The 25,404-nt window shown below is 29.4% G+C and carries 21 protein-coding genes and 1 pseudogene; 20 read left to right on the top strand and 2 right to left on the bottom strand.

The features are described from left to right. From B3603_RS21595 to B3603_RS21550, 10 genes are all read left to right on the top strand, one after another. Positions 1-420: Smr/MutS family protein (locus B3603_RS21595; protein ID WP_291568860.1), on the top strand; the 420-nt coding region annotated here is incomplete at its 5' end. A gap of 178 nt (positions 421-598) precedes the next feature. Continuing rightward, positions 599-1,069, top strand: a complete 471-nt coding sequence (locus B3603_RS21590; protein ID WP_291568858.1) for a DUF523 domain-containing protein — start codon at positions 599-601, stop codon at positions 1,067-1,069. Positions 1,070-1,087: 18 nt separating this feature from the next. After that, positions 1,088-2,107 carry an alpha-hydroxy-acid oxidizing protein gene (locus tag B3603_RS21585; protein ID WP_291568856.1) on the top strand — a complete coding sequence of 340 codons (1,020 nt, stop codon included), beginning with the start codon at positions 1,088-1,090 and terminating at the stop codon, positions 2,105-2,107. A gap of 246 nt (positions 2,108-2,353) precedes the next feature. Further along, complete coding sequence (locus B3603_RS21580) at positions 2,354-2,485, top strand: hypothetical protein (RefSeq protein WP_291568854.1); 132 nt, start codon at positions 2,354-2,356, stop codon at positions 2,483-2,485. Next, positions 2,486-3,274, top strand: a complete 789-nt coding sequence (locus tag B3603_RS21575; RefSeq protein ID WP_349676838.1) for a transposase — start codon at positions 2,486-2,488, stop codon at positions 3,272-3,274. It abuts the gene before it with no gap. Positions 3,275-4,260: 986 nt separating this feature from the next. Next, the gene (locus B3603_RS21570; RefSeq protein WP_291568852.1) at positions 4,261-4,659 is read left to right on the top strand and encodes a CPBP family intramembrane glutamic endopeptidase; all 399 of its coding nucleotides are present in this window, start codon (positions 4,261-4,263) and stop codon (positions 4,657-4,659) included. Positions 4,660-4,797: 138 nt separating this feature from the next. Continuing rightward, entirely contained in the window at positions 4,798-6,102 is a 1,305-nt protein-coding gene (locus B3603_RS21565; RefSeq protein ID WP_291568849.1) for a Na+/H+ antiporter family protein, read from the top strand. Between the two features lie 312 nt (positions 6,103-6,414). Next, positions 6,415-7,311 (top strand): phosphate butyryltransferase, encoded by an 897-nt coding sequence (locus B3603_RS21560; protein WP_291568848.1) that lies wholly within the window; start codon positions 6,415-6,417, stop codon positions 7,309-7,311. Between the two features lie 164 nt (positions 7,312-7,475). Further along, positions 7,476-9,242, top strand: a complete 1,767-nt coding sequence (iorA, locus tag B3603_RS21555) for an indolepyruvate ferredoxin oxidoreductase subunit alpha (RefSeq protein ID WP_291568846.1) — start codon at positions 7,476-7,478, stop codon at positions 9,240-9,242. Position 9,243: 1 nt separating this feature from the next. After that, entirely contained in the window at positions 9,244-9,819 is a 576-nt protein-coding gene (locus tag B3603_RS21550; RefSeq protein WP_039631174.1) for an indolepyruvate oxidoreductase subunit beta, read from the top strand. A gap of 131 nt (positions 9,820-9,950) precedes the next feature. Here the strand turns inward: B3603_RS21550 and B3603_RS21545 are convergent, their stop codons facing one another. Beyond that, entirely contained in the window at positions 9,951-10,481 is a 531-nt protein-coding gene (locus tag B3603_RS21545) for a hypothetical protein (RefSeq protein ID WP_291568842.1), read from the bottom strand. Positions 10,482-11,187: 706 nt separating this feature from the next. Here B3603_RS21545 and B3603_RS21540 point away from each other — a divergent pair. Next, positions 11,188-12,018, top strand: coding sequence for a hypothetical protein (locus tag B3603_RS21540; protein WP_291568840.1), 831 nt, complete (start codon positions 11,188-11,190; stop codon positions 12,016-12,018). Between the two features lie 138 nt (positions 12,019-12,156). Here the strand turns inward: B3603_RS21540 and B3603_RS21535 are convergent, their stop codons facing one another. Beyond that, a complete protein-coding gene (locus B3603_RS21535; RefSeq protein ID WP_291568838.1) occupies positions 12,157-13,647 on the bottom strand; it encodes an aminotransferase class I/II-fold pyridoxal phosphate-dependent enzyme in 1,491 nt (496 codons plus the stop codon). 292 nt (positions 13,648-13,939) lie between these two features. Here B3603_RS21535 and B3603_RS21530 point away from each other — a divergent pair, with 292 nt between their 5' ends. From B3603_RS21530 to B3603_RS21490, 9 genes and pseudogenes are all read left to right on the top strand, one after another. Continuing rightward, complete coding sequence (locus tag B3603_RS21530) at positions 13,940-15,001, top strand: tetratricopeptide repeat protein (RefSeq protein WP_291568836.1); 1,062 nt, start codon at positions 13,940-13,942, stop codon at positions 14,999-15,001. Positions 15,002-15,394: 393 nt separating this feature from the next. Next, complete coding sequence (locus B3603_RS21525; RefSeq protein WP_291568834.1) at positions 15,395-17,236, top strand: polysaccharide biosynthesis protein; 1,842 nt, start codon at positions 15,395-15,397, stop codon at positions 17,234-17,236. A gap of 25 nt (positions 17,237-17,261) precedes the next feature. Continuing rightward, positions 17,262-18,366: pseudogene (locus B3603_RS21520) on the top strand (DegT/DnrJ/EryC1/StrS family aminotransferase). A 45-nt stretch (positions 18,367-18,411) separates the two neighbouring features. After that, a complete protein-coding gene (locus B3603_RS21515; protein ID WP_039631188.1) occupies positions 18,412-19,731 on the top strand; it encodes a nucleotide sugar dehydrogenase in 1,320 nt (439 codons plus the stop codon). A 280-nt stretch (positions 19,732-20,011) separates the two neighbouring features. Beyond that, positions 20,012-21,118: a Gfo/Idh/MocA family protein gene (locus tag B3603_RS21510; RefSeq protein ID WP_291568829.1), complete on the top strand. Its 1,107-nt coding sequence runs from the start codon at positions 20,012-20,014 to the stop codon at positions 21,116-21,118. Positions 21,119-21,139: 21 nt separating this feature from the next. Then, complete coding sequence (locus B3603_RS21505) at positions 21,140-21,880, top strand: acyltransferase (RefSeq protein WP_291568827.1); 741 nt, start codon at positions 21,140-21,142, stop codon at positions 21,878-21,880. 109 nt (positions 21,881-21,989) lie between these two features. Then, positions 21,990-23,093, top strand: coding sequence for a glycosyltransferase family 4 protein (locus tag B3603_RS21500; RefSeq protein WP_291568825.1), 1,104 nt, complete (start codon positions 21,990-21,992; stop codon positions 23,091-23,093). Between the two features lie 29 nt (positions 23,094-23,122). Beyond that, positions 23,123-24,301, top strand: a complete 1,179-nt coding sequence (locus tag B3603_RS21495) for a glycosyltransferase (protein WP_291568823.1) — start codon at positions 23,123-23,125, stop codon at positions 24,299-24,301. Between the two features lie 58 nt (positions 24,302-24,359). Further along, positions 24,360-25,394: a glycosyltransferase family 2 protein gene (locus B3603_RS21490; RefSeq protein ID WP_291568821.1), complete on the top strand. Its 1,035-nt coding sequence runs from the start codon at positions 24,360-24,362 to the stop codon at positions 25,392-25,394. The last annotated feature ends 10 nt before the right edge of the window (positions 25,395-25,404 follow it).

The raw sequence follows: 25,404 nt of genomic DNA, 5'->3' as shown, positions 1-25,404 counted from the left end.
TTAAATCAAAATGTTATAGTTATATCCAAAGTAGATTCTAAAGGTGAAGTTCAAGTACAAGCAGGAATAATGAAGATAAATGTAAAGGTTTCTGACCTTAGAAAATCAAAGGCATCACCTGAAGATAAAAAGATTAGGAAAATGGAAAAAAGGGAAGCAAAATTAAACTTAAGAAATGTAGCAACTTCCGTGGATTTAAGAGGTATGGATTCAGAGGAAGCTAGTTATACTGTTGATAAATATTTAGACGAAGTTTATTTAGCAGGTCTTAATGAAGTGTCAATAATCCATGGAAAAGGTACAGGGGTACTTAGAAATGCAATAACTGACTTATTAAAAAGCCATCCTCATGTAAAAGGATTTAGATTAGGAAATTATGGTGAAGGTGGTACAGGAGTTACTGTTGTAGAAATTAAGTAAATATAAAAGATAATAATATAATAAGAAATAAAAATTATAGATGAAATTAATTTTATAAGAATTGATTTCAACCATAACTATGATTGTTTATTGACAGTGATTAAAAGATTAGAAAGTACTAGTTATTTTGATATATATGTTACGAAATCCTATATATTTGTATGAAAGGAGTGAGATTTTGGTTTTAGTAAGTGCATGTCTTTGTGGCGTTAACTGTAAGTACGATGGTGGGAATAATCTTAGAGAAGAAGTTTTAAAGCTTTTAAAAGAAGGAAAGGCGATACCAGTTTGTCCAGAACAGTTAGGTGGCCAGGAAACTCCAAGAGAACCACATGAAATTATACAAGGTGATGGTGCTATGGTTTTAGATGGCAAAGCTAGAATATTAGGACCTAAAAACGATGATGCTACTAAAGAGTTTGCAAAAGGAGCAGAAGAAACCTTGAAAATTGCAAAGGCTATAGGAGCAGAATATGCTATTTTAAAAGCTAGAAGTCCATCTTGTGGAGTAGGAACAATATATGATGGAACTTTTAGTGGTAATAAAAGAAGTGGCAATGGAGTTACTGCAGAACTTTTGATACGTAATGGTATAAAGGTATTTACGGAGGAAAATCTTAAAGAATTCTTTGATATATACAATAGTTAAGGATGGGAGCGGTATTTTATGAATATGAATGAAGTTAAAAAAGTTGCAAGAGAAAATTTAAATAATAGTTGTAGAGTATGCAAGGCTTGCAATGGGGTAGTATGTTCTGGAGAAGTGCCAGGAATGGGTGGAAAGGGAACAGGAGATTCCTTTAAAGCTAACTTTGATGCATTAAATAATATAAAGCTAAATATGAGAGTTATCCATGATGCTAAAAATCCTGATATAAGCACAGAGCTATTCGGAAGAAAAATGGATATTCCTGTTTTTGCAGCACCAGTTACTGGAACTACTTTAAACATGGGTGGAAAACTTACAGAAGAAGAATATATTTCTTCTGTTATTGATGGATGCGTACAAGCTGGTATATATCCAATGGTTGGAGACACAGCAGTTGATGCTTTTCTAATGACTAACCTGGAGGTGTTAAAGAAATATAATGGTAATGGTATAGTATTTATTAAGCCTTGGGAAAATGAAAACATTATAAACAAAATTAAACTTGCAGAAGAAGCAGGAGCTTTTGCTGTAGGAGTGGATATTGATGCCTGTGGTCTTATAACATTAGCATTACACGGTAAGCCAGTTATGCCTAAAAGTGTAGAAGAGATAAAAGAGCTTGTAAGTAGTACAAGACTTCCATTTATATTAAAAGGTATAATGACTGCTGATGAAGCTATACTTGCAGTTGAAGCAGGAGTAGATGCAATAGTTGTTTCAAATCATGGTGGAAGAGTACTAGATCAAACACCAGGAACTGCTGAGGTCTTAGAGGATATAGCTAAAGCTGTTAAAGGAAAAGTAAAAATACTGGTAGATGGTGGAGTAAGAACTGGAGTAGACGTATTAAAAATGTTAGCTCTTGGTGCTGATGGAGTACTTATAGGAAGGCCATTTGTAACGGCTTCCTTTGGTGGAAAGGTAGAAGGAGTAAAAACATATATTGAAGAGCTAAAAGGTGACTTAAAATCCTCAATGGTATTAACAGGTTGTAAAAACATAAAGGACATAGATAGTAGAATCCTATATAGAAAATAATATTCCACATAAATGAAAATCCACCTTTGGGACAGATAATTGTTCCAAAGGTGGATTTTTACTAGGGACGGTTCATCAAAATAATTAAATATCCACATGTTTTAGCTATTATATTCATATCGATTATTTATTAGGGACGGTTCATTAAAAAATATTCATGTTTTCTAATTATCCTATGACAATTTTGTTTAGGGATTTAGATAATGGCAATAATTATAAAAAACTATGTTAATTGGAGGAGTTCCTGTGGCTAGAGTAGCTAGAGTATTAAGTGAAAGTGGAATATATCATGTCATGACTAGAAGTTTTCCTGATAAGCCTTTATTTTATGATGATCAAGATAAAGAAAAAATGCTTCAAATTCTAAGAAAACTATAAATTGAAGAAAATTTTAAGATTTACGCTTACTGTTTAATGGATACCCATACTCATTTTCTAATAGACATTAATGGTGGAGATTTAGGTAAAATGATGAAGAAATTTAACTTAAGATATGGAGGATATCTTAGAAAGTGCAAGAAACATAAGGGACCAGTATTTAGAGATAGATATAAAAGTAAGCCCATAAATAGCGATGCATACTTAATAGAAGTTTCTAAATATATACATAGAAATCCGGTAGATATAAAAGAATACAAAGAAAAGCCAGAAGAGTACACATATTCAAGTCTGTCACTGTATCTAGGATTAGAAAAAAACAGATTTAATCTTTGTAATGAAGAATATATAATGAGTTTCTTTGGTAGAAGAAAAAGAAGAGCAAGAAAGAATTATTATAATACTATGTTTAGCATAGAAGAAGAAAAACTCAAAGAAACGGAATTTGAAAATGATACGTCAGAATATAGAAGTGAAAAAATTGTTTTACTTAGAAATTGTTCGGAAAAGGAAATAAGTAATTTTATTTGTGAGAGAACAGGAGTTGAGCAGATAGAGTTAAAATTAAAACATAGAAGAAAAAGTAGGAAGGTAAAGGCTATATATGTAGTGTTTTTAACTCAGTTTAGTGGTAAAAGTCAAAAAGAAATATGTAAGACACTACAAAATATAACGCAATCTAATGTATCTGCGCTTTGTAAATATGGAGTAGAATTAATAATTAAAAATAAATTTTATCAAACTATGCTAGATGAATTGGTAGATTTAAATGCTCAGAAAATTGCATAGTAATTTAAAATAAAATTTTTTATATAATATTTTATACTATTTGTATATACGGAAAATAGGACAAGCTTAAAAATAAAATGAAAATCTCAATTAATAACATGAAAATAAGTAATAAAAATACATTATTATTTCTAATTTATATTTTGATTATCATTTCTAAGGGACGGTTCATAATTATATTCAGTTTGGAATTATATTTTAGATAAGATTGTGGTATTTTTATAAAAATAAAATGAACCGTCCCTTAGAAAAAATGAACTTTTTGTTGATTTTCTGTATATGGGGTATATTAAGCATTATATTTTATGTTAATATAAGAATATATTAAATTTAATTTCATAAGGATAAGAAAAATTGTAGTTTTATTTTGTAGGGAATTATGTTTTTAAAAATCAAAAATAATAATCAGAATATTTAGTTAATTAGTGTGGATGTGTATATAATACTCTATAAAAAGCATATAATTAGGTAATTTATTAACAATAGTTTGACTATATGATTTCATTAGGTATAGATAATGAAAATAGGAGGGACTTATGATTAAAATAAACGATTATAAGCTTTCATATAAGTTTATTCCAATAATCATAATAATTTTACTATTATTTTTGAGATTTCCTTTGCATTTGCAGTTATTTTTAAAATACTACCTTTAGATACTGATATAATGAATAGCATTTTTACCAACAGTACTTATTTATTAACTTCTATTTTGATAATATATGAAAGAAAAAATTTATCACAATTTAATTTTACATTTTTTTCAATGATATTATTTACTACAATGCCTATAATAGGTTTTTTAGTTACTATTTTTAGTAGTAATCCTCAACAAGTGCAATATAATTTACAATATAATTTTCTTGATTATATAACTTTAATTATAGCGATATTTTTATTAATATTATTAATTAACCATAATATTATTAATTAACCACAAATTTTTACTACCAAGGAAAAGCTTAAAGCAAGTAATTATTGGATTAATGATTTCTATTATATTAGGGATTGTATTTAGCTTTTTAATAACTGGATTCAAACCAATTAATAAATTAGGAGATATAAAAATTTCTCAATTATTACCATTAGCTTTGTTTCAATTCAACTATGCGGCAATTAGTGAAGAATCGCTTTTTAGAGGATTTATTTGGGGTTATTTATGTAAGTTTAAGTGGAAGGAGTCATGGATTTTAATATTTCAATCAACAATATTTATGATAGGTCATATTTATTATTTAGGCAGTTATCCTATATTTATTTTTATAAGGACATTTATTGGTGCTTTTGTTTTAGGTATAATTGCTTGGAAATCTCGCTCTATAGCAAATAGTATGGTTGCTCATAGTATTATCAATTCATTTTCTCAGGTTATAGAACATTTATAAGCATATAACTATGATAAAGAAAATTAATTAACATAAAAGACTAATTTAGTATTTTTTATATTAGTTACATTAATTATTCAAATATTAAAATTCCGTAAATAATAAGTATATTTACGGATTAAAGGGGGGGCTTTTATTATGATATTATTAAATCCAGTGGTTATTTCGGTTATGGTTATGATAGTCCTATGTCTTTTTAAGCTCAATGTAATACTAGCTATTTTAATTTCTGCAATTGTTGCAGGATTATCATCAGGAATGACTATAGCAGAAGCTATGAAGGTTCTTATAGCTGGAATGGGCGGAAACTCAGAGACAGCTTTAAGCTATATTTTATTGGGAGCTTTAGCTGTTGCAGTAAATAAGACAGGACTAGCAACTATATTAGCGAAGAAGATAGCTAATATAGTTAAAGATAAGAAAATAGTCTTTGTGTTATTGATAGCTCTTATAAGCTGTTTCTCACAAAACTTAATACCAGTTCATATAGCATTTATTCCTATTTTAATTCCCTCATTGATAATGTTAATGAATAAGTTAAAGATTGATAGAAGAGGGGTTGCGTGTGCTTTAACTTTTGGACTAAAAGCACCATATATAACTTTGCCTATTGGATTTGGACTTATATTCCATAATATTATAAGAGATCAAATGATATCAAATGGGCTAAATGTTACAAATAATATGATTGCAAAAGTTATGTGGTTTCCGGGACTAGGAATGTTTTTAGGTCTATTAATAGCTATATTTATTTCTTACAGAAGGCCAAGAGAATATAAAGATATTTCTATACAAGAATTAGTACCAGAAGCAGAAGATATAAAAATGACTTCAAAGCATTGGTTTGCTCTTTTAGCAGCAATATCTGCTTTTGTAGTTCAAATTGTTGCAGAATCACTTCCATTAGGAGGATTATGTGCTTTAATTGTGTTATTTATAACTAGAGCAATTAAATGGAGTGAAATTGATGATCTTATGGATGGTGGCATTAGAATGATGGGATTCATAGGTTTTGTAATGTTAGTAGCGGCAGGATATGGGAACGTATTAAGGGAAACTGGAGCAGTTGAAGCACTAGTAGCAGCGGTAGCTGGCATGGTTGGAGGAAGTAAATTACTAGGAGCACTATTGATGCTTTTAGTTGGTCTATTAGTTACTATGGGTATAGGAAGTTCTTTTGGAACTATTCCAATTATAGCAGCTATATACTGTCCACTAGGAGTAAGTTTAGGATTTAGTGCGCCAGCTATAATTGTTTTAATAGGTGTTGCAGGAGCTTTAGGGGATGCTGGTTCACCTGCATCAGATAGTACTCTTGGACCAACATCAGGGTTAAATATAGACGGTCAGCATGATCATATTTGGGATACCTGTGTACCTACATTCTTACACTATAATATACCTCTATTGATATTTGGTACTATAGCAGCAATGATATTGTAAATTTATTTATATAATCAAAAATGTCTTTAATATAAAAATTTATCAGAAAAACGTGATTTATTCACGTTTTTTTGATATAAAAAAATATTATATGCACTTTAGCTGCTAAAATTGACAAAATATTTTAAATCTTTATACTTAAATTAAGAATAATTTTTAAAGTTTTTATTGTAAAAAGATTATATGCAAAAAATTTTTCAACATTAATTTGTTTGAAAAGTCATATGCTTTAATGGAGTTGGCCAAAGATAATTTAGGCATCTTCAAAAAATAGGGGGCTATATAAAGAATTTGTTATCTAAGGAGGAATTTATGATTAAAAAATTAGATCAAATAATTGAAAAGGCAAAGCTTGGAGAGAGAAAAACCCTTGCAATTGCGGTTGCACAGGATAAAGTTGTTTTGGAAGCAGCAGTACAAGCTGTTAGAGAAAATATAGTTAATGTTATATTAGTTGGGGATAAGGAAAAAATTCAAGCAATTGCTGTAGAAGGTAACTTAGATTTAACTGGATTTGAAATTGTTGATGAAAAGGATATTAAAAAAGCAGCCGCAAAATCAGTAGAGTTAGTTTCAACAGGGAAGGCACATTTTTTAATGAAGGGTATGTTAGGTACCTCTGATTTATTAAAGGCAGTTTTAAATAAGGAAGCAGGATTAAAAACAAGTAATTTATTATCTCATGTTATGGTCTATGATGTTTCTAGTTATCATAAATTACTGTTTTTAACCGACGGAGGAATGGTGCCATACCCAGAACTTCAAGATAAGGTTGGAATAATTAATAATGCAGTAAAAATTGCCCATGCTTTGGATATAGAATACCCAAATGTAGGAGTTATTTGTGCAGTTGAAGTGGTAAACCCTAGTATGCAAGCAACATTAGATGCAGCAGCATTAGCTTCAATGAATAAAAGAGGACAAATAAAAGGATGTATAATTGATGGGCCATTAGCTTTAGATAATGCTATTTCTAAGGAGGCAGCAGCACATAAAGGAATTGTTAGTGAGGTAGCAGGAGAAGCAGATATATTGCTTGTTCCGAGTATTGAAGCAGGAAATTTCTTAGGAAAATCATTGACTTATTTTGCAAAAGCCGAAAGTGCAGGAGTAATTGTAGGAGCAAAATGTCCTGTAGTGCTAGTGTCAAGAGCAGATAGTGCTAAGTCTAAATTATACTCAATAGCTCTTGGAGCAACCTTAGTTTAATTATAAATTTACAAGTTATTTCATGTATTTTAAAGATAAAACTTATTATGAAAAATTAATTTATTTAAAGTAAATTAATTAAAGACTCATTATTTTAATTAATTTTTATAAAAGTTAAATTCCAAATACGTAACAGATATTATGGGGAATATGGAGGGGAAGATATGAATAAAGTTATTATGACTGGAAATGAGGCAATAGCAAGAGGCGCTTATGAAGCAGGTTGTCATGTTGCTTCTGCTTATCCAGGTACGCCAAGTACAGAAATCTTAGAAAACTTTGCAACTTATGAAGGTGTTTATGCTGAGTGGGCACCAAATGAAAAAGTTGGTTTTGAAGTTGCAGCTGGAGCTTCAATAGGAGGGGCTAGAGCTTTAACTACAATGAAACATGTTGGATTAAATGTGGCCGCCGATCCATTATTTACAATGGCATATGAAGGTGTAAATGGAGGGTTTGTTGTAATTACAGCAGATGATCCAGGAATGCATTCATCTCAAAATGAACAAGATAATAGATTTTATGCTCCACATGCTAAAGTAGCAATGCTAGAGCCGTCAGATTCTCAAGAATGTTTAGATTTTATGAAAAAAGCTTATGAAATTAGTGAAGAATTTGATACCTTAGTATTATTTAGAGTTACTACAAGAATTTCTCACTCTAAAACTATTGTAGAACCAGGTGAAAAACAAGAAGTTGCAGTAAAACCTTATGAAAAAAATATAAGAAAATATATAATGACTCCAGGGCATGCTAAATTAAAACATTATGAAGTAGAAGAAAGATTAGAGAAGTTAAGAAAATATTCAAATAGCTGTGAGCTAAATAAAATTGAAATGGGAGATACTAAAATAGGAATAATAACTAGTGGTGTTTCCTATCAGTATTGTAAAGAAGTATTTGGTGATAATGTTTCATATTTAAAAATTGGAATGAGCTATCCACTACCAGATGAAATGATTAAAGAATTTTCCTCTAAAGTGGAAAACATATATGTAGTAGAAGAAAATGATCCATATTTAGAAAATGCAGTTAAAGTACTAGGCATTAATTGTAAAGGTAAAGAAGTAATACCAGTTTGTGATGAATTAAGTCCTGATATAGTGAGAAAGGCTATTTTAGGTGACGTTAACGAGATTAAATATTCAGTAGATGTAAAACCACCTTCAAGGCCACCAGTATTATGTCCTGGATGTCCGCATAGAGGAATATTCTACGCTGTATCTAAATATAAAGATGTAATAGCTGCAAACGACATAGGCTGCTATACTCTAGGTATGAATGCACCTCTTAATGTAGCTGATACAGTAATTTGTATGGGCGCTTCAATTTCCGGTGGAATAGGAATTGAAAGAGCTTCAATAGTAGCTAAGAGAGAAGATAAAAAAGTATTTTCATTTATAGGAGATTCAACTTTCTTCCACTCAGGAGTTACAGGTCTTATAAATTCAGTTTACAATAATACTCCAATAGTAACTGTAATTTTAGACAATAGAATTACAGGAATGACAGGGCATCAAGAGAATCCAGGAACAGGAAAAACTCTTCAAAATAATCCTGCGCCTATGATTGATCTTGAAGATTTAGTACTTGCTTGTGGGGTTAAGAAGGATAATATAAGAGTTGTTGATCCTTATAAATTAGAAGAAACAAAGAAAGCAGTGGAAGAAGCACATAAAAGCAAAGAGCCTTTTGTAATAATTACAAAACAACCTTGTGCATTAATAAAAGAAGTATTAAAGGCAAGAGCAGATCTAAGTTGTAGAGTAAATCAAGATACCTGTAGAAAATGTAAAATGTGTTTAAAAACAGGCTGCCCGGCTCTTAAATTCCAAAATGGTATAGTTTCAATAGATGAATCTATGTGCAATGGTTGTGAGTTATGTAAGCAAGTTTGTCCGTTTAAAGCTATAGAGAAGGTTGGTGAATAATATGAAGGAAGTTAAAAGTATATTATTTATTGGTGTTGGTGGACAAGGTACTATATTAGCTTCAAAAATATTATCAGAAGGATTATTAAGACATGGTTATGATGTAAAGATGTCTGAAGTTCATGGAATGGCACAAAGAGGTGGAAGTGTTACCACTCAAGTAAGGTTTGGCGAAAAAGTATATTCACCATTAATTGAAAAAGGAAAAGCTGATGTTATAGTTGCATTTGAAAAAAGTGAAGCTTTAAGAGCGCTTCCTTATTTAAAAGAGGGTGGACACCTTGTAGTAAATGATTATGAAATTCATCCTGTACCAGTATTAATAGGAGCTGAAAGTTATCCGGAAAATGTAATAGGATCTTTAAAAGAAAAAGTAGAAAATTTAGTGACTTTAAATGCTGCAAAAATTGCTGAAGACCTTGGAAATATAAAAGCACAGAACGTAGTATTACTAGGTGCATTATTAAAGGCATTAAATCTTGATGAAATAGATTGGGAAGACGTAGTTTCAAGTTTAGTTCCATCAAAGGCAATAGAATTAAATAAGCAAGCTTTAAAAGCAGGTATGGAAGCTTAAAGCTAATAAGCCTAGCTCTTTATAATAGAGCTAGGCTTTAAATTTAATAGTATATATTATTATAAAACAAAGTTCTTCCAAATTATATTAAAGTGATTTATAAAATTTGTTCTTTTGTAACAATTAAAATATTAAGAGAGTTGTACTACTGATAGAGTACTCTTTTCAATTATAATCTCTTCAGCTACGAAATTAGTAACTAAAATTTCAATCCTATCACCTGTATTCAACTTTGTTATAACTGATTTTAAGAAAGGTAGACGTATTAGAGATTTTGCACATAATTGACCAAAGAAGAAAGTGCCTTCAGTTATAGGAGAACCGTTTATACTAATAGTGCCATTGAGAGGACCAGCGAAAAGAGCTAGTAAAGTAATCTCATCAATACTTGGAAATAGCACTATCATATTAAGTTGTATTTCGTAGATACCTTCCTGAGCTATTGTTATAGTTGGAAGATTTATAGTCACATCATTTGACTCTGGTAAAAAAGCATTAAAAGGGATTTGAATATACTTTCCACCAGATTGAAAAGATAATATAAAGGGTTCAGTAATATAGATTGAACCTAAGGCAATCTTAATTTTAGAAGTAGGAGGATTGTTTGGAGTAGTACAATCTAGATATTCCTCAGAGTCTTTATAATTAAAATATTCTTTCATAATAATTGTACCCCTTAAACTTATTTATGAATTAATTTGTTTTTATTTAAAATAGAAGAGTTTAGATTAGGCATATTCAAGAAACTAGTTGGTATGCTCCTTTATTTTTAGTTATACTCTATGGTCAGAATCCTATGAGAACTAGAATATAATGTTAACCTATATCTTTGTATAAAATACAGGACTATATTTCACTGTTATTTTCCTTAATATGCTTTATTTAATTTTAATTTAATATAATTAAGATATATTTTTAAAAAATTAGTACTAGCAATCTATATCATATAATTTATAATATGAAAAAATTAATATATTGGTTATGTAAATAATTATATAAATTTACAGAGATTTTATGATATTATAATACTAATATATAGATATATCAGTTCTAAAATTAATATATATGAAAATAGTTGATACTTTTTAGTATTATAATTAGAACTATTGAATTCGCAATGCAGAGTTCATAATTGTGGAAATTTCTCAGCGAAAACTGAGAAATTTAGAATTAATTTGTTTTTAAAGTTATAATGTATATCTCTTTTTAATAGATTCTAATTTTTACTCATAGGAAGCTTTTAAGATACAATTAATTATAGGATTTTTCAAAATATTTGTTATAATATACATATAACTTTTAACTTATAGAAATTTGAGTTTTATATTATAACATAGATTTTTATATACATAACAGGAGGAGTTTAAGATGTCAATATATGCAGCACCATCAAAGGAATTAATGATAAAATTAAAACCTTATAAAAAATCTACAGAAGATATTAAAGTTTCTAAACCTGCTATGCTTCATGATAGATTGTTTAGAGAAGTAGTCTTTTTTAAAAAGTTTTTTAAAAAATTTAGTAGTGAACCAGAATGCTATATGTACATAGATGAAAATGATAATATAATTGAAGATAAATTTTTATGTGAGAGATTAGGTAAATTGTTTTACTATATGGACATATATCTAAATGAGGAATCAGGAAGTGTTTTGTCAGCACTTCAAAGTGAAGGAGAAGTAAATAAAGATAAAAATGATTATGAAAAAATGATTCTTGGACTAGAGATAATTAAGAAAAAAGAACCAGAAAATATTGATAATGTTCTTCAAATTATGCAAAAATTACCTGCACTTAGAAATAAGAATAATGAAAAATTAAAAATCTTAAAAGATGCTATAGAAGAACAAAAACTTAAGCATGAGTACTTTAATGAAATAATGATAGAAGTTCTTCAACCTTATTATAGAGATGCTCTAGCTGTAAACTATGAGAAAATACTTCTGATAGGTAAAGGAGCAGAGTTTTATAGTGATATTAAAAGAAAAGCAGAGAAGAGAAGAAGAAACTCTAAATTTTTATTTAATACTAAGCATACAGAACATCTGATGAAAGTTCATTACACTATGGGATATTACCAAAACCTATTAAGGGCTTATGGTAATGTGGTAGGCATGAATTATAATCAATACATAAAATTAGTTGACAATGCTGGAAAAAGAGTAGCAGAAGAAAAAATGCAACATATAAGAAAATAGACAATTTTATACGTCTTCTTAAAATGCTATTTTCTTTATAACATATATTTTATTTTAAATTAGCCCCTAGCAACAATCTGCTAGGGGCTAATAAATATTCCGTAAAATTAATTTTACTATAATAAAGTCTTAATCTTATTAAGTAACATCTATATAAACTGCATCTTCTTCTTTAACAACTCTTATATATTCAACTTCAGGGTCTTCTGTACCTTGAACATATAATCCTGTATCTTTAAGTTTTTGTACGTAATCAACTATTTCTTGAGTTATTTTTTCTCCTGGACATAGTACTGGTATTCCTGGAGGATATGCCATTAGGAATTCGCCACTTATCATTCCTACGCTGCTTGAAAGTTTAACAGAAGTTTTTACGCTATTAAAGGCCTCATTTGGTATTTGTATTTGTTCTGGAATTTCAGGGATATCTATAAAGTCAGCCTTTTTACTTCCTTTTCCGTAATATTCAGCACTTATTTCTCTCAATGCTTTAAATAGTCTTTCCATACCATCCATTGTATCTCCAAAAGAACCAACTATTAGAACATTGTATAAGTCGGATAATTCCATTTGAATATGATATTTATTTGATAAAATCATATCAAGATCGTATCCTGTTATCCCTAAATCTCTACAAGTTATAGTAATCTTTGTTGGATCAAAGGCATAGGCACCAGGCTTACCTAATATTTCTTCTCCAAAACAGTAGAAGCCAGGAATTTTATTGATTTCTTCGCGTACATAATTACATAATTCAATTGTTTTATCTAATAATTCTTTACCTTCTAGTGCAATTTGTCTTCTTGCTGTATCTAAAGATGCCATTAAGATATATGATGGCGATGTTGTGTGCATTAAGTTAAGGACTTGTTTAACTCTTGGAATACTAACACGTTTTGAACGAACTTGTAATAATGAACTTTGAGTTAATGCACCTATTATCTTATGTGTACTTTGAGCACAGATATCTGCTCCTGCTTCCATAGCGGAAACTGGAAGATTTTCATTGAAATTTAGATGAGGACCATGTGCTTCATCCACAATAAGTGGTATGTCATAAGAGTGAACAATATCAGCTATTTTCTTTATATCTGTAGCAACACCATAATAGGTTGGATTTATTATTAAAACCGCTTTAGCGTCTGGATTTTCTTTTAATGTATTTTCAACAGTTTCAGGAGAAACTCCATTTGCTATACCTAATTTTTTATCTAATTCTGGTTGCATGTACACTGGAATAGCACCAGCTAAAATTATTCCTCCTGTAATTGACTTATGTACATTTCTAGGAATAATAATTTTATCTCCAGCTCCTACTACTGAAAGTATCATAGCTTGAATTGCTCCTGAAGTTCCGTGAACAGAGAAAAAACAAGCATCAGAACCATAAGCATCAGCAGCAAGCTCTTGAGCTTTTTTTATTGGGCCGGTTGGATGATGATAACTATCCACTAGTTTAAATACTGTAACATCAATTTTAAAAGGATTTTCACCCATAAAATCTTTAAACTCTTTATCAACACCTACACCTTTTTTATGGCCTGGTACGTGAAAAGGTAAAGTGTCTCTGTTAACATACTCCATTAAGGCATCAAATAATGGAGTTTCATTTTGGTTTAACTTATACAATGCAGTATCCCTTCTTTCTACAATAATTTCCTTGTGTTATAAGATTAAATCTTATTATTCCTTCGATTTCATTTAAAACAAATTAATTATAAGACAATAATATGTTAAATGCAATAGATTTTAAGGCTTTATGCCAGCCAAATACAGATAATAATAGAAATTCCCAATATTTAAATATTTTAAAAGTTATATTAAATTTGATATAATATTTAAATACTGAGATTTAATGAAACAAATATAATTATTTTAATTTGTTTCTATATTACTAATATGTTTATTAGGATGGTGGATTATGAGTATAGAGAGTTATTTATTAGAAAAATTATCTAAAGTATTATTTTTAGAGATAAAAGAAGGAAGTAAAATCAATAATTTTACTTTTGAAGAGAATACTTATTTACCAGTGAGAAGTGAAGCAATTGTAGAAAAAACTAAAGTTGGGGATAGCCTTAAAGATATACCTATAAATTTATTTATAGAAGGTATGTTTTATGTATTAGGTAGCGATAGGAATTTTAAATCTAATAAGACCTATGAAAGTTTGATAAAAAACATTCCAGATAGCTTAAAGCTTATAAAAAGTATAATATTTAGAGATATTAAAGAAGAAAAGTATGAGGATGCATATGTATTAATAAGAGGTCTTATATCCATAGAAAGTACAAAGGATAATTATAGTAAGGCCTTATTGTTAGTAGATGAAATAAGAAAGAAAAACTCATTATTTAAAGAAGAAGAACTAAATTTAATAGAAGATGCAAAAAAGATATCAGATTTTGCCACTCCATATCTATATGAAGCTATTATTAAAAGAGATAATAAAGAGTTAGAAGAGGCATTGTTTTCTATTAATCAATACATTGTATTAGGTGGAGAAAAGACTGATGATGTAATAGAATTTAAAGCATCATTAGAGATGGTTACAAGCTATGATAAAGCGAAAGAGATGGTGTATGAATCTCCAAAAGAAGCCTTGGAAATATTATTATCACTATTAGAACAATTGGGAGATAGTGCAGAAATATATTACTATATAGCAATAGCTTATAGAGTACTTGAGAACTATGAAAAAGCAATATATTATTTAAACGATTCAATAGCTATAAGTAGTGATTACGTAGAGGTTGTAAATGAGTTTGGAATTAATTATGCATGTTTAGGAAATTATGAAGTAGCTATAAAGTACTTTAGAAGTGCTTTTGAAGTTACAAAGTCAGTAGAAATATGTACAAATTTGATAATGTGTTATTTAAATATAGGGGATAACGTTCAAGCTAAGATTCATTTTGATATAGCCAAAAAACTTGATCCTAATGATGAAGTGCTAAAGGATATAGAAAAGATACTTAAATAATTGGAAATTGAGAATTGACAATGAAGAATTATCGTTATTTCTTCTTTATGAGAGAAATTTAAAGTAATTTTTTAAAAGCGATCACATTGGATTTTATTAAAAAACTATTTTAAGAAATTAATTTCAACCATAATTATCAATTTTCATTCTCAATTCTCCATTAGTTTAAATAGTTTTAATTAAAATAAATTTATTTATTTAATAGATTCTAATAAAATAATGTAATTCAAAATTCTCTTAAATATTTTGTAAAAAAGTAGCATTTTCTATATAAATTTAAAGTAGATAGTGGTAAAATGGCTGTAAGGGTCTAAAAAAATATTGATTTATTATTAAAATGTTGTAAAATGATAAATGGATTTGAACTTAATAAAAGGCTTAGGAAGTGAAATTATGCAAACAGATAAGAGAATAGTTTTATTAGATATCTTATTTATAGTCCTATCATTATATATAGCCTTGCTTTTAAAATTTGATTTTAATATCACTCGTAATTATATGGTGTTTTTTCAAGTATCAGTAGTACCGGTAATTGTATTTACAATCTTCTTTAATAAGTTGTTTAAATTATATGATAATATATGGAAGTATGCTTCTATAGAGGAGCTATTTTCTATAGTATATTCTATAACTTTAAGCAATATTGTATTTATATTTTATAGTTATTTTATTAGCTATACATTTTTAAGAAGTCCTTATTACAGATTCCCTATGACTGTACATATAATATTTTGGCTATTGAGTGTACTTAGCTTAGGTGGGTTTAGGTTCTTATTAAGAATTATGGAAAATAAAGATAACACAAAATTAAAATACAAAAATAGGATAAATGTAATTATTATTGGGGCTGGTGATGCGGGTGCTTTAATAATTAAAGAAGTTAAAAAGCACGCTGATTTAAACTACAATATAATTGGCTTTATTGATGATAATAGTGAAAAAAAAGGAAAGCGTATAAATGGTATTAAAATATTAGGCGGTAGGAAAGATATAATTAAGGTATGTGAAGACTATGATGTTAAAGAAATAATATTGACAATGCCTTCAGCAGACTTAAAAACTAAAACAGAAATACTCAATATATGCAAACAAACAAAGTGTAAGCTTAAAACAGTTCCAGGCATATATGAATTAATTGATGGCAATATTAATATTTCTCAGCTTAGAGATGTTAATATAGAAGACCTTTTAGGAAGAGATCCTATAAAACTTAACAATGAGAATATAGATAAATATATTAAGGATAAAATTATATTAGTAACTGGTGGTGGTGGATCCATTGGTTCGGAACTATGCAGACAAATAGCGAAGTTCAATCCTAAATTACTCTTAATATTAGATATTTATGAAAATAATGCTTATGATTTAGAAATGGAATTTAATAGAAATAATCCACAACTTAAAAAGAAGGTAATTATAGCTTCTGTAAGAGACATAAACAGATTAAGAGATGTTTTTGAAACTTATAAACCAGATGTAGTTTTTCATGCTGCTGCACATAAGCATGTACCTCTTATGGAAAATAACCCAATGGAGGCAATAAAAAACAATATTATTGGTACTTATAATGTGGTAAAATGTAGTGATGAATTTAAAGTTAAAAGATTTGTTCAAATAAGTACTGATAAGGCTGTTAATCCTACAAATGTAATGGGGGCTACGAAAAGATTTTGTGAGCTTATTATACAAGCTTTTGATAAGCAAAGTGAAACAGAATATGTAGCTGTTAGATTTGGAAACGTGCTTGGAAGCAATGGTTCCGTTATACCATTATTTAAAGATCAAATTTCTAACGGAGGACCTGTAACAGTTACCCATCCTGAGATAAATAGATTTTTTATGACAATACCTGAAGCGGCTCAACTAGTTATACAAGCTGGTGGTATGGCTGAAGGTGGAGAGATTTTTGTGCTTGATATGGGTAAACCAGTTAAAATGGTAGATCTGGCTAGGGATTTAATAAGTCTTTCTGGATATAAACCTGATGTGGATATAAAAATAGAATATATAGGGTTAAGACCAGGAGAAAAATTATATGAAGAGTTGTTAATGGATGAAGTTGCACTAACATCTACAGAGCATAACAAAATTTTTGTAGAAAAGCCAATAGGTACTGATATTGAATATATCGAAAAATCTATTGAGGAGTTTAGAGCATTACAAAATAATAGTAAAGAAGAAATTATAAAATTGTTGGAAGAAAAAGTGCCAACATATAAAAGAAAACAAAATTAATTTGTAAACTAAGGAGAGAATAATTATGAAGATTAGTTTATTAGATTTGCATGCTCAATATAAAACTATAGAAAATGAAGTAAATGAGGCAATAAAAAATGTATTAGAGTCTTCAACATTTATAATGGGACCTAATGTAAAGGAATTAGAAAGTGAAATAGCTAAGTTTACAGGTGTTAAGCACGGAATAGCTGTAGCTAATGGTACAGATGCATTAATGCTTACATTAAAAGCATTAGATATTAAAGAAGGAGATGAAGTTATCACAACTCCATTTACATTCTTTGCTTCAGCTGAAACTACATCTGTTGTAGGTGCAATACCTGTATTTGCTGATATAAAAGAGGATACATTATGTATAGATCCAGATAGTATTGAAAAATATATAACTGAGAAAACAAAAGCTATTATACCAGTTCATATCTTTGGACAAATGTGTGATATGGATAGAATAATGGAAATTGCTAATAAGCATAACTTATATGTTATAGAAGATGCTTGTCAAGCTATAGGAGCAGAGTATAAAGGAAAAAGAGCAGGATCAATAGGTCATGTATCATGTTATTCATTCTTCCCAACTAAGAACTTAGGTGCTTATGGAGATGCAGGAATGGTTGTTACAAATGATGATGAAATAGCTGATAAAATTAGATTGCTAAGAGCTCATGGTAGCAAGGTTAAATACTATCATACAGCCATAGGACACAACTCTAGACTTGATGAAATGCAAGCAGCGATTTNNAAGAGTAAAATTAAAATATATAGAAAAATGGAATAGTGAAAGAAATAAAAAAGCTCATATATATAATGAACTATTAAAAGATTTAGATTTAGTAACTCCAACTGAAAAAGAAAAGAATTATCATGTGTATCATATGTATGTTGTTCAATCTCCTAAGAGAGATGAAATAATAGCACATTTGAAAGCAAATGGAGTTTCAACAGGAATTTATTATCCAGTACCTGTACATGTTCAAGATGTATATAAGCATTTAGGATATACTGAAGGAGATTTCCCAGTATCAGAGGATGCTTGTACTAAGACGTTTGCATTACCATTATATCCTGAAATAACATTAGAACAACAACAATATGTAGTTGATAAGATAAAAGAATTCTTTGATAAATAAAAGTTATAACAAAAGTAGTCTAATTTTAAATTAGGAGGAAGTAAAATGTCAGAGCAATTAAGAGAAGAATTATTACTAAAATTAAAGAATAGAACTGCTAAATTAGGAGTAGTTGGACTTGGATATGTAGGATTACCATTAGCAGTTGAAAAAGCTAAAGCTGGTTATGAAGTAATTGGATTTGATGTTCAAGATAAAAAAGTTAAAATGGTGAATGAAGGACGTAACTACATAGGAGACGTTGTTGATTCAGACTTAGAAAAGTTGGTGAAAGAAGGAAAATTAAAGGCGACAACTGATTTTAGTTTTGTGGCTGATGTTGATACAGTTTGTATAGCTGTTCCAACACCATTAGATTTATATAAACAGCCAGATCTATCATATGTTGTAAGCTCAACTAAGGACGTTGCTAAATACCTACATAAGGGAATGTTAGTAGTTCTTGAAAGTACAACTTATCCAGGAACAACTGAAGAGGTTATAAAGCCTATACTTGAAGAAACAGGATTAAAATGTGGAGAAGACTTTTTCTTAGCATTTTCACCAGAGAGAGTTGACCCAGGTAATAAGGATTTTAATACTAAAAATACGCCTAAGGTTGTTGGTGGATGTACACCAGAATGTACTGAAATTGCTGCCCAATTATACAGAAATGTTTTAGAGGGAGAAATAATGGAAGTTTCATCACCAGCAGTTGCTGAGATGGAAAAAATTCTTGAGAATACATTTAGAAACATAAATATAGGATTAGCAAATGAAATGGCTATATTATGTAAAAGAATGGGAATAGATGTTTGGGAAGTTATAGATGCAGCTAAAACTAAACCGTACGGATTTATGGCATTTTATCCAGGTCCAGGATTAGGCGGACATTGTATACCTCTTGATCCATTCTATCTAGAGTGGAAAGCAAAAGAATATGACTACCATACAAAACTAATAGAAACTTCAGGTATAATTAATGATTATATGCCAGAGTTTGTTATTGAAAATATAATGAATTTATTAAATGGTGATAAAAAAGCATTAAATGGTTCAAAAGTATTACTTATGGGAGCAGCTTATAAAAAGGATATAGATGATATGAGAGAGTCTCCAACTCTTAAGGTTATAGAACTATTAGAGAAAAAAGGAGCAGAGGTTATCGTAAATGATCCATATATACCATCATTTAAACATAAAGGAAAAGAGTATGTTTCTGTAGTATGGGAAAATGAAATTGAAAATGCTGACATAGTAGTTATTACTACTGATCATAGCTGCTACGACTATGAAAGTATAGTTGAAAAAGCAAATTTATTATACGACACAAGAAATGCAACTAAAAATGTTAAAAATAATAGAGAAAAGATAAATAAACTATAATTGTTTTAAATTATAATATTTAGGCATCTTCAAGAAAATAATAGACCAGTATGTTGGCCTATTTTCCATCATACTGCGTTGTCAGAACTGCCCATAGCTCCACTATGAGCAGAACCTGACGCCTTGTCTGATATAAAATATACTAACATCTTTGTTTTATTATTTTCTTTCAGATGCCTTAACTAGCTTTGAGCTAGAAAGTAAAACTATGGCATGCAATAATTATACTGGGTGTAATTTTGCATGCCTAAATTGTAACTATATTTGATGAGGTGAAGATATGAATAAATTTAAATTTGCTATTATAGGATGTGGAAGAATTTCTTATAAAGGCGTTGAAGCTATAATCAATAATAAAGAGGAAGCTGTACTTGTTGCAACTTGTGATGTTTTAGAAGAAAAGGCTATAGAGAAAAAAGAAGAATACATAAAAGGTATAGGCAGTGACTGTGATATTAAAGTTTATACTGACTATAAAGAAATGTTAAATAATGAAGACATAGATGTGGTTTATATAGCAACAGAAAGTGGATATCATCCTGAAATAGCTATATACTGCATGGATAATGGAAAGCATGTAATTTGTGAAAAGCCAATGGCACTTTCAACAAAGGATGCAGATGATATGATAGCTGCGGCGAAAAAAAATAATGTTAAATTGAGTGTAAGTCATCAAAATAGATTTAATGCTCCAATTCAAAAGCTTAGAAATGCAATAGAGGGCAACAGATTTGGTAGATTAGTAAATGGTACTGCAAGAATACTTTGGAATAGAAATATGGGGTATTATCAGCAAGCACCTTGGAGAGGTACATGGGAATTAGATGGTGGTACATTAATGAATCAATGTATCCATAATATCGACTTATTACAATGGATGATGGGTGGGGAAGTAGATACTGTTTATGCTCAATGTGATACTTTCCTAAGAGATATAGATGCAGAAGACTTTGGTGCTATAGTTATAAGATTTAAAAATGGTGCTATAGGAATAGTAGAGGGAACAGCTTGTGTATTCCCTAAAAATTTAGAAGAAACATTAAGTATATTTGGTGAAAGTGGAACAGTTTGCATTGGAGGACTTGCAGTTAATACTATAGAAACTTGGAAGTTTGAAGATAATATGGAAGAAGAAGCAGAACTTCTTAAGAATCAAGAAGGTGACCCTGATACAGTTTATGGATTTGGACACACATCATTATTTAAAAACGTAATTGATGCGATAAATAATAATACTGAACCATTAATAAATGGTGAAGAAGGTAAAAAAGCTATGGAGATTATTCTTGCAGCTTATAAATCAAGACTTACTGGATTACCAGTTAAATTCCCAATGGGTGATTTCTCAACTCTAGAAATGAAAGATGTAGAAAAAATAAAAAAATAGTTTTAGAAAGTGAGAGAAACTATGAATTATATTTCAGAAAAAAGCAAGCTAGGTTCTAATGTTACTATAGGGAAATTTTCAGTTATTGAAGATGATGTCACTATAGGAGATAACTGTATAATAGGACATAATGTAGTTATACATAGTGGTACAATTATAGAAAATGATGTAAGAATTGATGATAATACCATCATAGGAAAGCTACCTATGAGAGGTGTAAACAGCATATTTAAAGATGAAGAAAAACTACCTCCATCAAAAGTTTCTTCTCAATGTTTAATTGGTGCTTCAGTTATAATCTATGCTGGTGCAACTATAGGCGAGAAAACTCTTATAGCAGATAGTGCTACAATAAGAGAAAATGTTTCTATAGGAGAAAAAACTATAATAGGAAGAGGCACAACAATAGAGAATTTTTGTAATGTAGGTAGTAATTGCAAAATACAAACCAATGTATATTTGACTGCTTATTCAGAAGTTGAAGATTATGTATTTATAGCGCCTTGTGTTATAACTTCAAATGACAACTATGCTGCCCGTTCTAAAGAGAGATTTGGAAGATTTAAAGGGGTAACAGTTAAAAAAGGTGGAAGAATAGGTGCAGGTGCTGTAATCCTTCCAGGAAAGACAATATATGAAGATGGCTTTGTAGCAGCAGGTGCTCTTGTTACTAAAGATGTAGAAAGAGGAAAAATAGTTGCTGGAAGTCCAGCTAAAGTATTTAGAGATGTACCACAGGATCAATTATTAGAAAATCAATAATTGTTTATTGTGAATTATTAAGATTTCTTCAAATCCCTTAGTAAATTTATTTTGCTAAGGGATAGTAATATAATAGAAAGATTTTAAAATTACATAAAGGAGGGGAAGTATGACTAAGGTTTGTCATATTACAACTGCTCATCCTGTTTTTGATAATAGAATATTTCACAAGCAGTGTAAAACGCTAGCAAATGCAGGTTTTGAAGTATATTTAATTGCAACTCATGATAAAAAGGAAACTATTGATGGAGTAAATATCATTCCACTACCTAAAAGTAGTAGTAGAATGGAGAGAATGTTTAAGAAGAAAAAGTTAGCTTATGAATTAGCATTATCAGTAAATGCGGATATATACCATTTTCATGATCCAGAGTTAATTTCATTAGGAATAAAATTAAAAAGAAAAGATAAAAAAGTCATATATGATGTTCACGAAGATGTACCTAATCAAATTTTAGACAAGGAGTGGTTAGGACCTAAATTCATCAGAAAAATTGTATCTAAAAGTTTTAATATATTTGAAAAAAATAATGCTGAAAAATTTGATGCAGTTGTAACTGTAATACCAGAAATTGAAAAGAAATTTTATAAAAATCTTAGAACTATAGTAGTTGGAAACGTACCTTCCTTAGAAGTTATAGATAAATCAGAGCCTAAAACTCTGGAGAATGATAAGTTTAATATCATATGCGCCAGTGGGCTTACAAGAATTAGAGGCATAAAAGAACTTATAGAATCCATAGGATTACTTAAAGGAGAAGCGAGATTAATTCTTTTGGGGGCTTTTGATGATAAAGCTTTTGAAGATGAATGTAGAAGCCTTGAAGGATGGAAGTATACTGATTATTTAGGTAGAGTATCTGTAAATGAAGTATATTCCTATATGAAATCCAGTGACTTAGGTATGTGTACACTTCATCCAGCAGCAAATTATGTGGTAAGCTGGCCTACGAAAGCCTTTGAATATATGGCTTGTGGGTTACCTATGATAATTTCAGATTTTCCTTATTGGAAAAGTGTTTTTAAAGATAGTGCTACTTACGTAAATCCACAAGATCCTAATGAAATAGCTGAAAATATTAAGTTTTATATGGAGAATCCTGATTTAATTAGTGAGATAGGAAATAAAAATAGAAAACTTATAGAAGAGGTTTATTCTTGGGAAGTGGAGAAATTAAAGCTTATAGAACTTTACAATAAGCTAATAGAATAGTTTTTGTAAAATGTATAGGGAGATGTAAAATGAAAGTTTTAGTTATATCTCATATGTATCCTAATACTATGAATGAGATGGCAGGAATATTTGTTCATAAACAGGCAAAGGCTTTAATGGATGAGGGATGTGAAGTAAAAGTAGTATCCCCTATTCCTCTAGCTCCTTTTCCGTTAGGATTAATAAGTAGTAAATGGAAAAAATATAGTGAGATACCTAAGAATAGAGTATTAGAAGGTGTAGAGATATGCTATCCTAGATATTTAGAGTTTCCAAAAGGAATTTTATTTTCGAAATCTGGATATTTCATGGCTATGGGTATCAAGAAAACTGTTAAGAAAATTATAAATGAATTTAAACCGGATATAATTCATTCCCATGTAGCACTGCCAGATGGTTTTGCAACTATGATGATAAATAAAGAGTTTAAAATTCCTCATGTAACTACTATTCATGGTCAAGATTTTCAACAGACTATTTATAAAAGTGTGGATTGCAAAGATAAGCTATTTAGAGTATTGAATAGTTGCGATAGCATAGTAACTGTAAGTAATAAGCTAAAAAATGTTGTAAGTGAAGAAAAATTTTATGAAAAAATCGATGTTATACATAATGGAGTAGAAATACCAGATTCTCTTTTTACAGAAACAGAGAATAAAGAATATATTGAAGTTCTAAGTGCTGGTAATCTATTAAAGATAAAAGGAATAGATTTAAATATCAGGGCTTTAAAAACTTTGATGGAGAAGCATGGAAATTTAATATATACTGTTATTGGTGATGGCGTTGAAAGAGCCAATTTAGAAGCTCTGTGTGAGGAACTTAACATAAAAGAAAAAGTTAATTTTCTAGGTAGACTTTCTCATAGTGATACTATGGAACATATGAGAAAATGTGATATTTTTTCTATGCCTAGTTATAAAGAGGGCTTTGGAGTGGTATATATTGAAGCTATGTCTTTTGGAAAACCAATAATTGGAGTGAAAGGTGAAGGCATTAATGATATAATAGAAGATGGTTTTAATGGAATGCTAGCTGAACCTAAAGATGTTTATTCGTTAACGGATAAGTTAGATAAGTTAATTAGTGATAAGAATCTTAGGGAAGCTATTGGTAAGAGGGCACAAGAAAAGGTCATAAATGAATGTACATGGATAAGTAATGCAAAAAAGAATTTAATGTTGTATAATAAACTTTTACAAAAATAATTATAGTAAGCATTTTCATTAAATTATAATATTGGGTTGCTAATTAAGGAGTGATATATTGAATCAGACAGAGAAGATAAAGGTTTCAATAGTAATTCCCTGTAGAAATGAAGAAAAATATATAGGTGAATGTCTACAATCGATGGTAGAGCAAAGCTATGGAATTGAGAATATTGAGGTATTGGTTTGTGATGGATATTCAGAAGATAATACTCAAAAAATTATAAATGAATTTAATTTAAAATACCCTCAAGTTAAACTAGTATTAAATGAAAAAAGAGTTGCTCCATCTGCTATGAATTTAGGAATTAAGAGAGCAGAAGGGGAAATAATTATAATTTTTGGTGCACATGCTTATATGGATAAAGATTATGTGAAGCTTTGTGTAGAAAAATTAAATAATGATGAAAATTTAGCTTGCGTTGGGGGAAAAATAATTAATATTAGTGAAAATGGTATTGCTAAAGCAATTTCATTAGCAATGGCTTCTCCTTTTGGAGTGGGCAATGCACTATTTAGATTTTCTGATAAAGAACAATATGTAGATACTGTTGCTTTTGGTGCTTATAAAAAGAAAATTTTTGATGAAATTGGATTATTTGATGAAGAATTTGTAAGAAATCAAGATGATGAATTAAACTTTAGAGTGACTCAAAGTGGAAATAAGATTTTATTATCACCGGATATAATATCTCATTATTATACAAGAGGATCTTTCTCTAAGCTTTGGAGACAGTATTATCAATATGGATTTTGGAAGGTAAGAGTAATTCAAAAGCATAAAAAACCAGCGTCAATAAGACATCTAATTCCTGTATTATTTGTAATAAGTATGATATTAGGAATAGGATTAAGTCCTTTCTTTAAATTTGCAAGATATGGTTTTGCAGTAGAATTATTAGCATATTTTTTAGGTGCCTTTGCTTTTGCAGTTAAAACATCAAAAGATAATTTAAAATATGTTCCTCAAGTAATGTTAACCTTTTTTATACTACATCTAAGCTACGGAAGTGGATTTTTAGAAGGAATATTTATTTTTTTACTATTTAAATCAAAAAAGAGTATAGAAAAGAATATTAAAACATCAAGATAGATATATTTTA

Source organism: Clostridium sp. UBA2485, assembly GCF_002341865.1.
GTDB lineage: Bacteria > Bacillota > Clostridia > Clostridiales > Clostridiaceae > Clostridium_J.
Note: the sequence above shows the minus strand (reverse complement) of the source record. Positions and strands in the feature narration are given on the sequence as shown.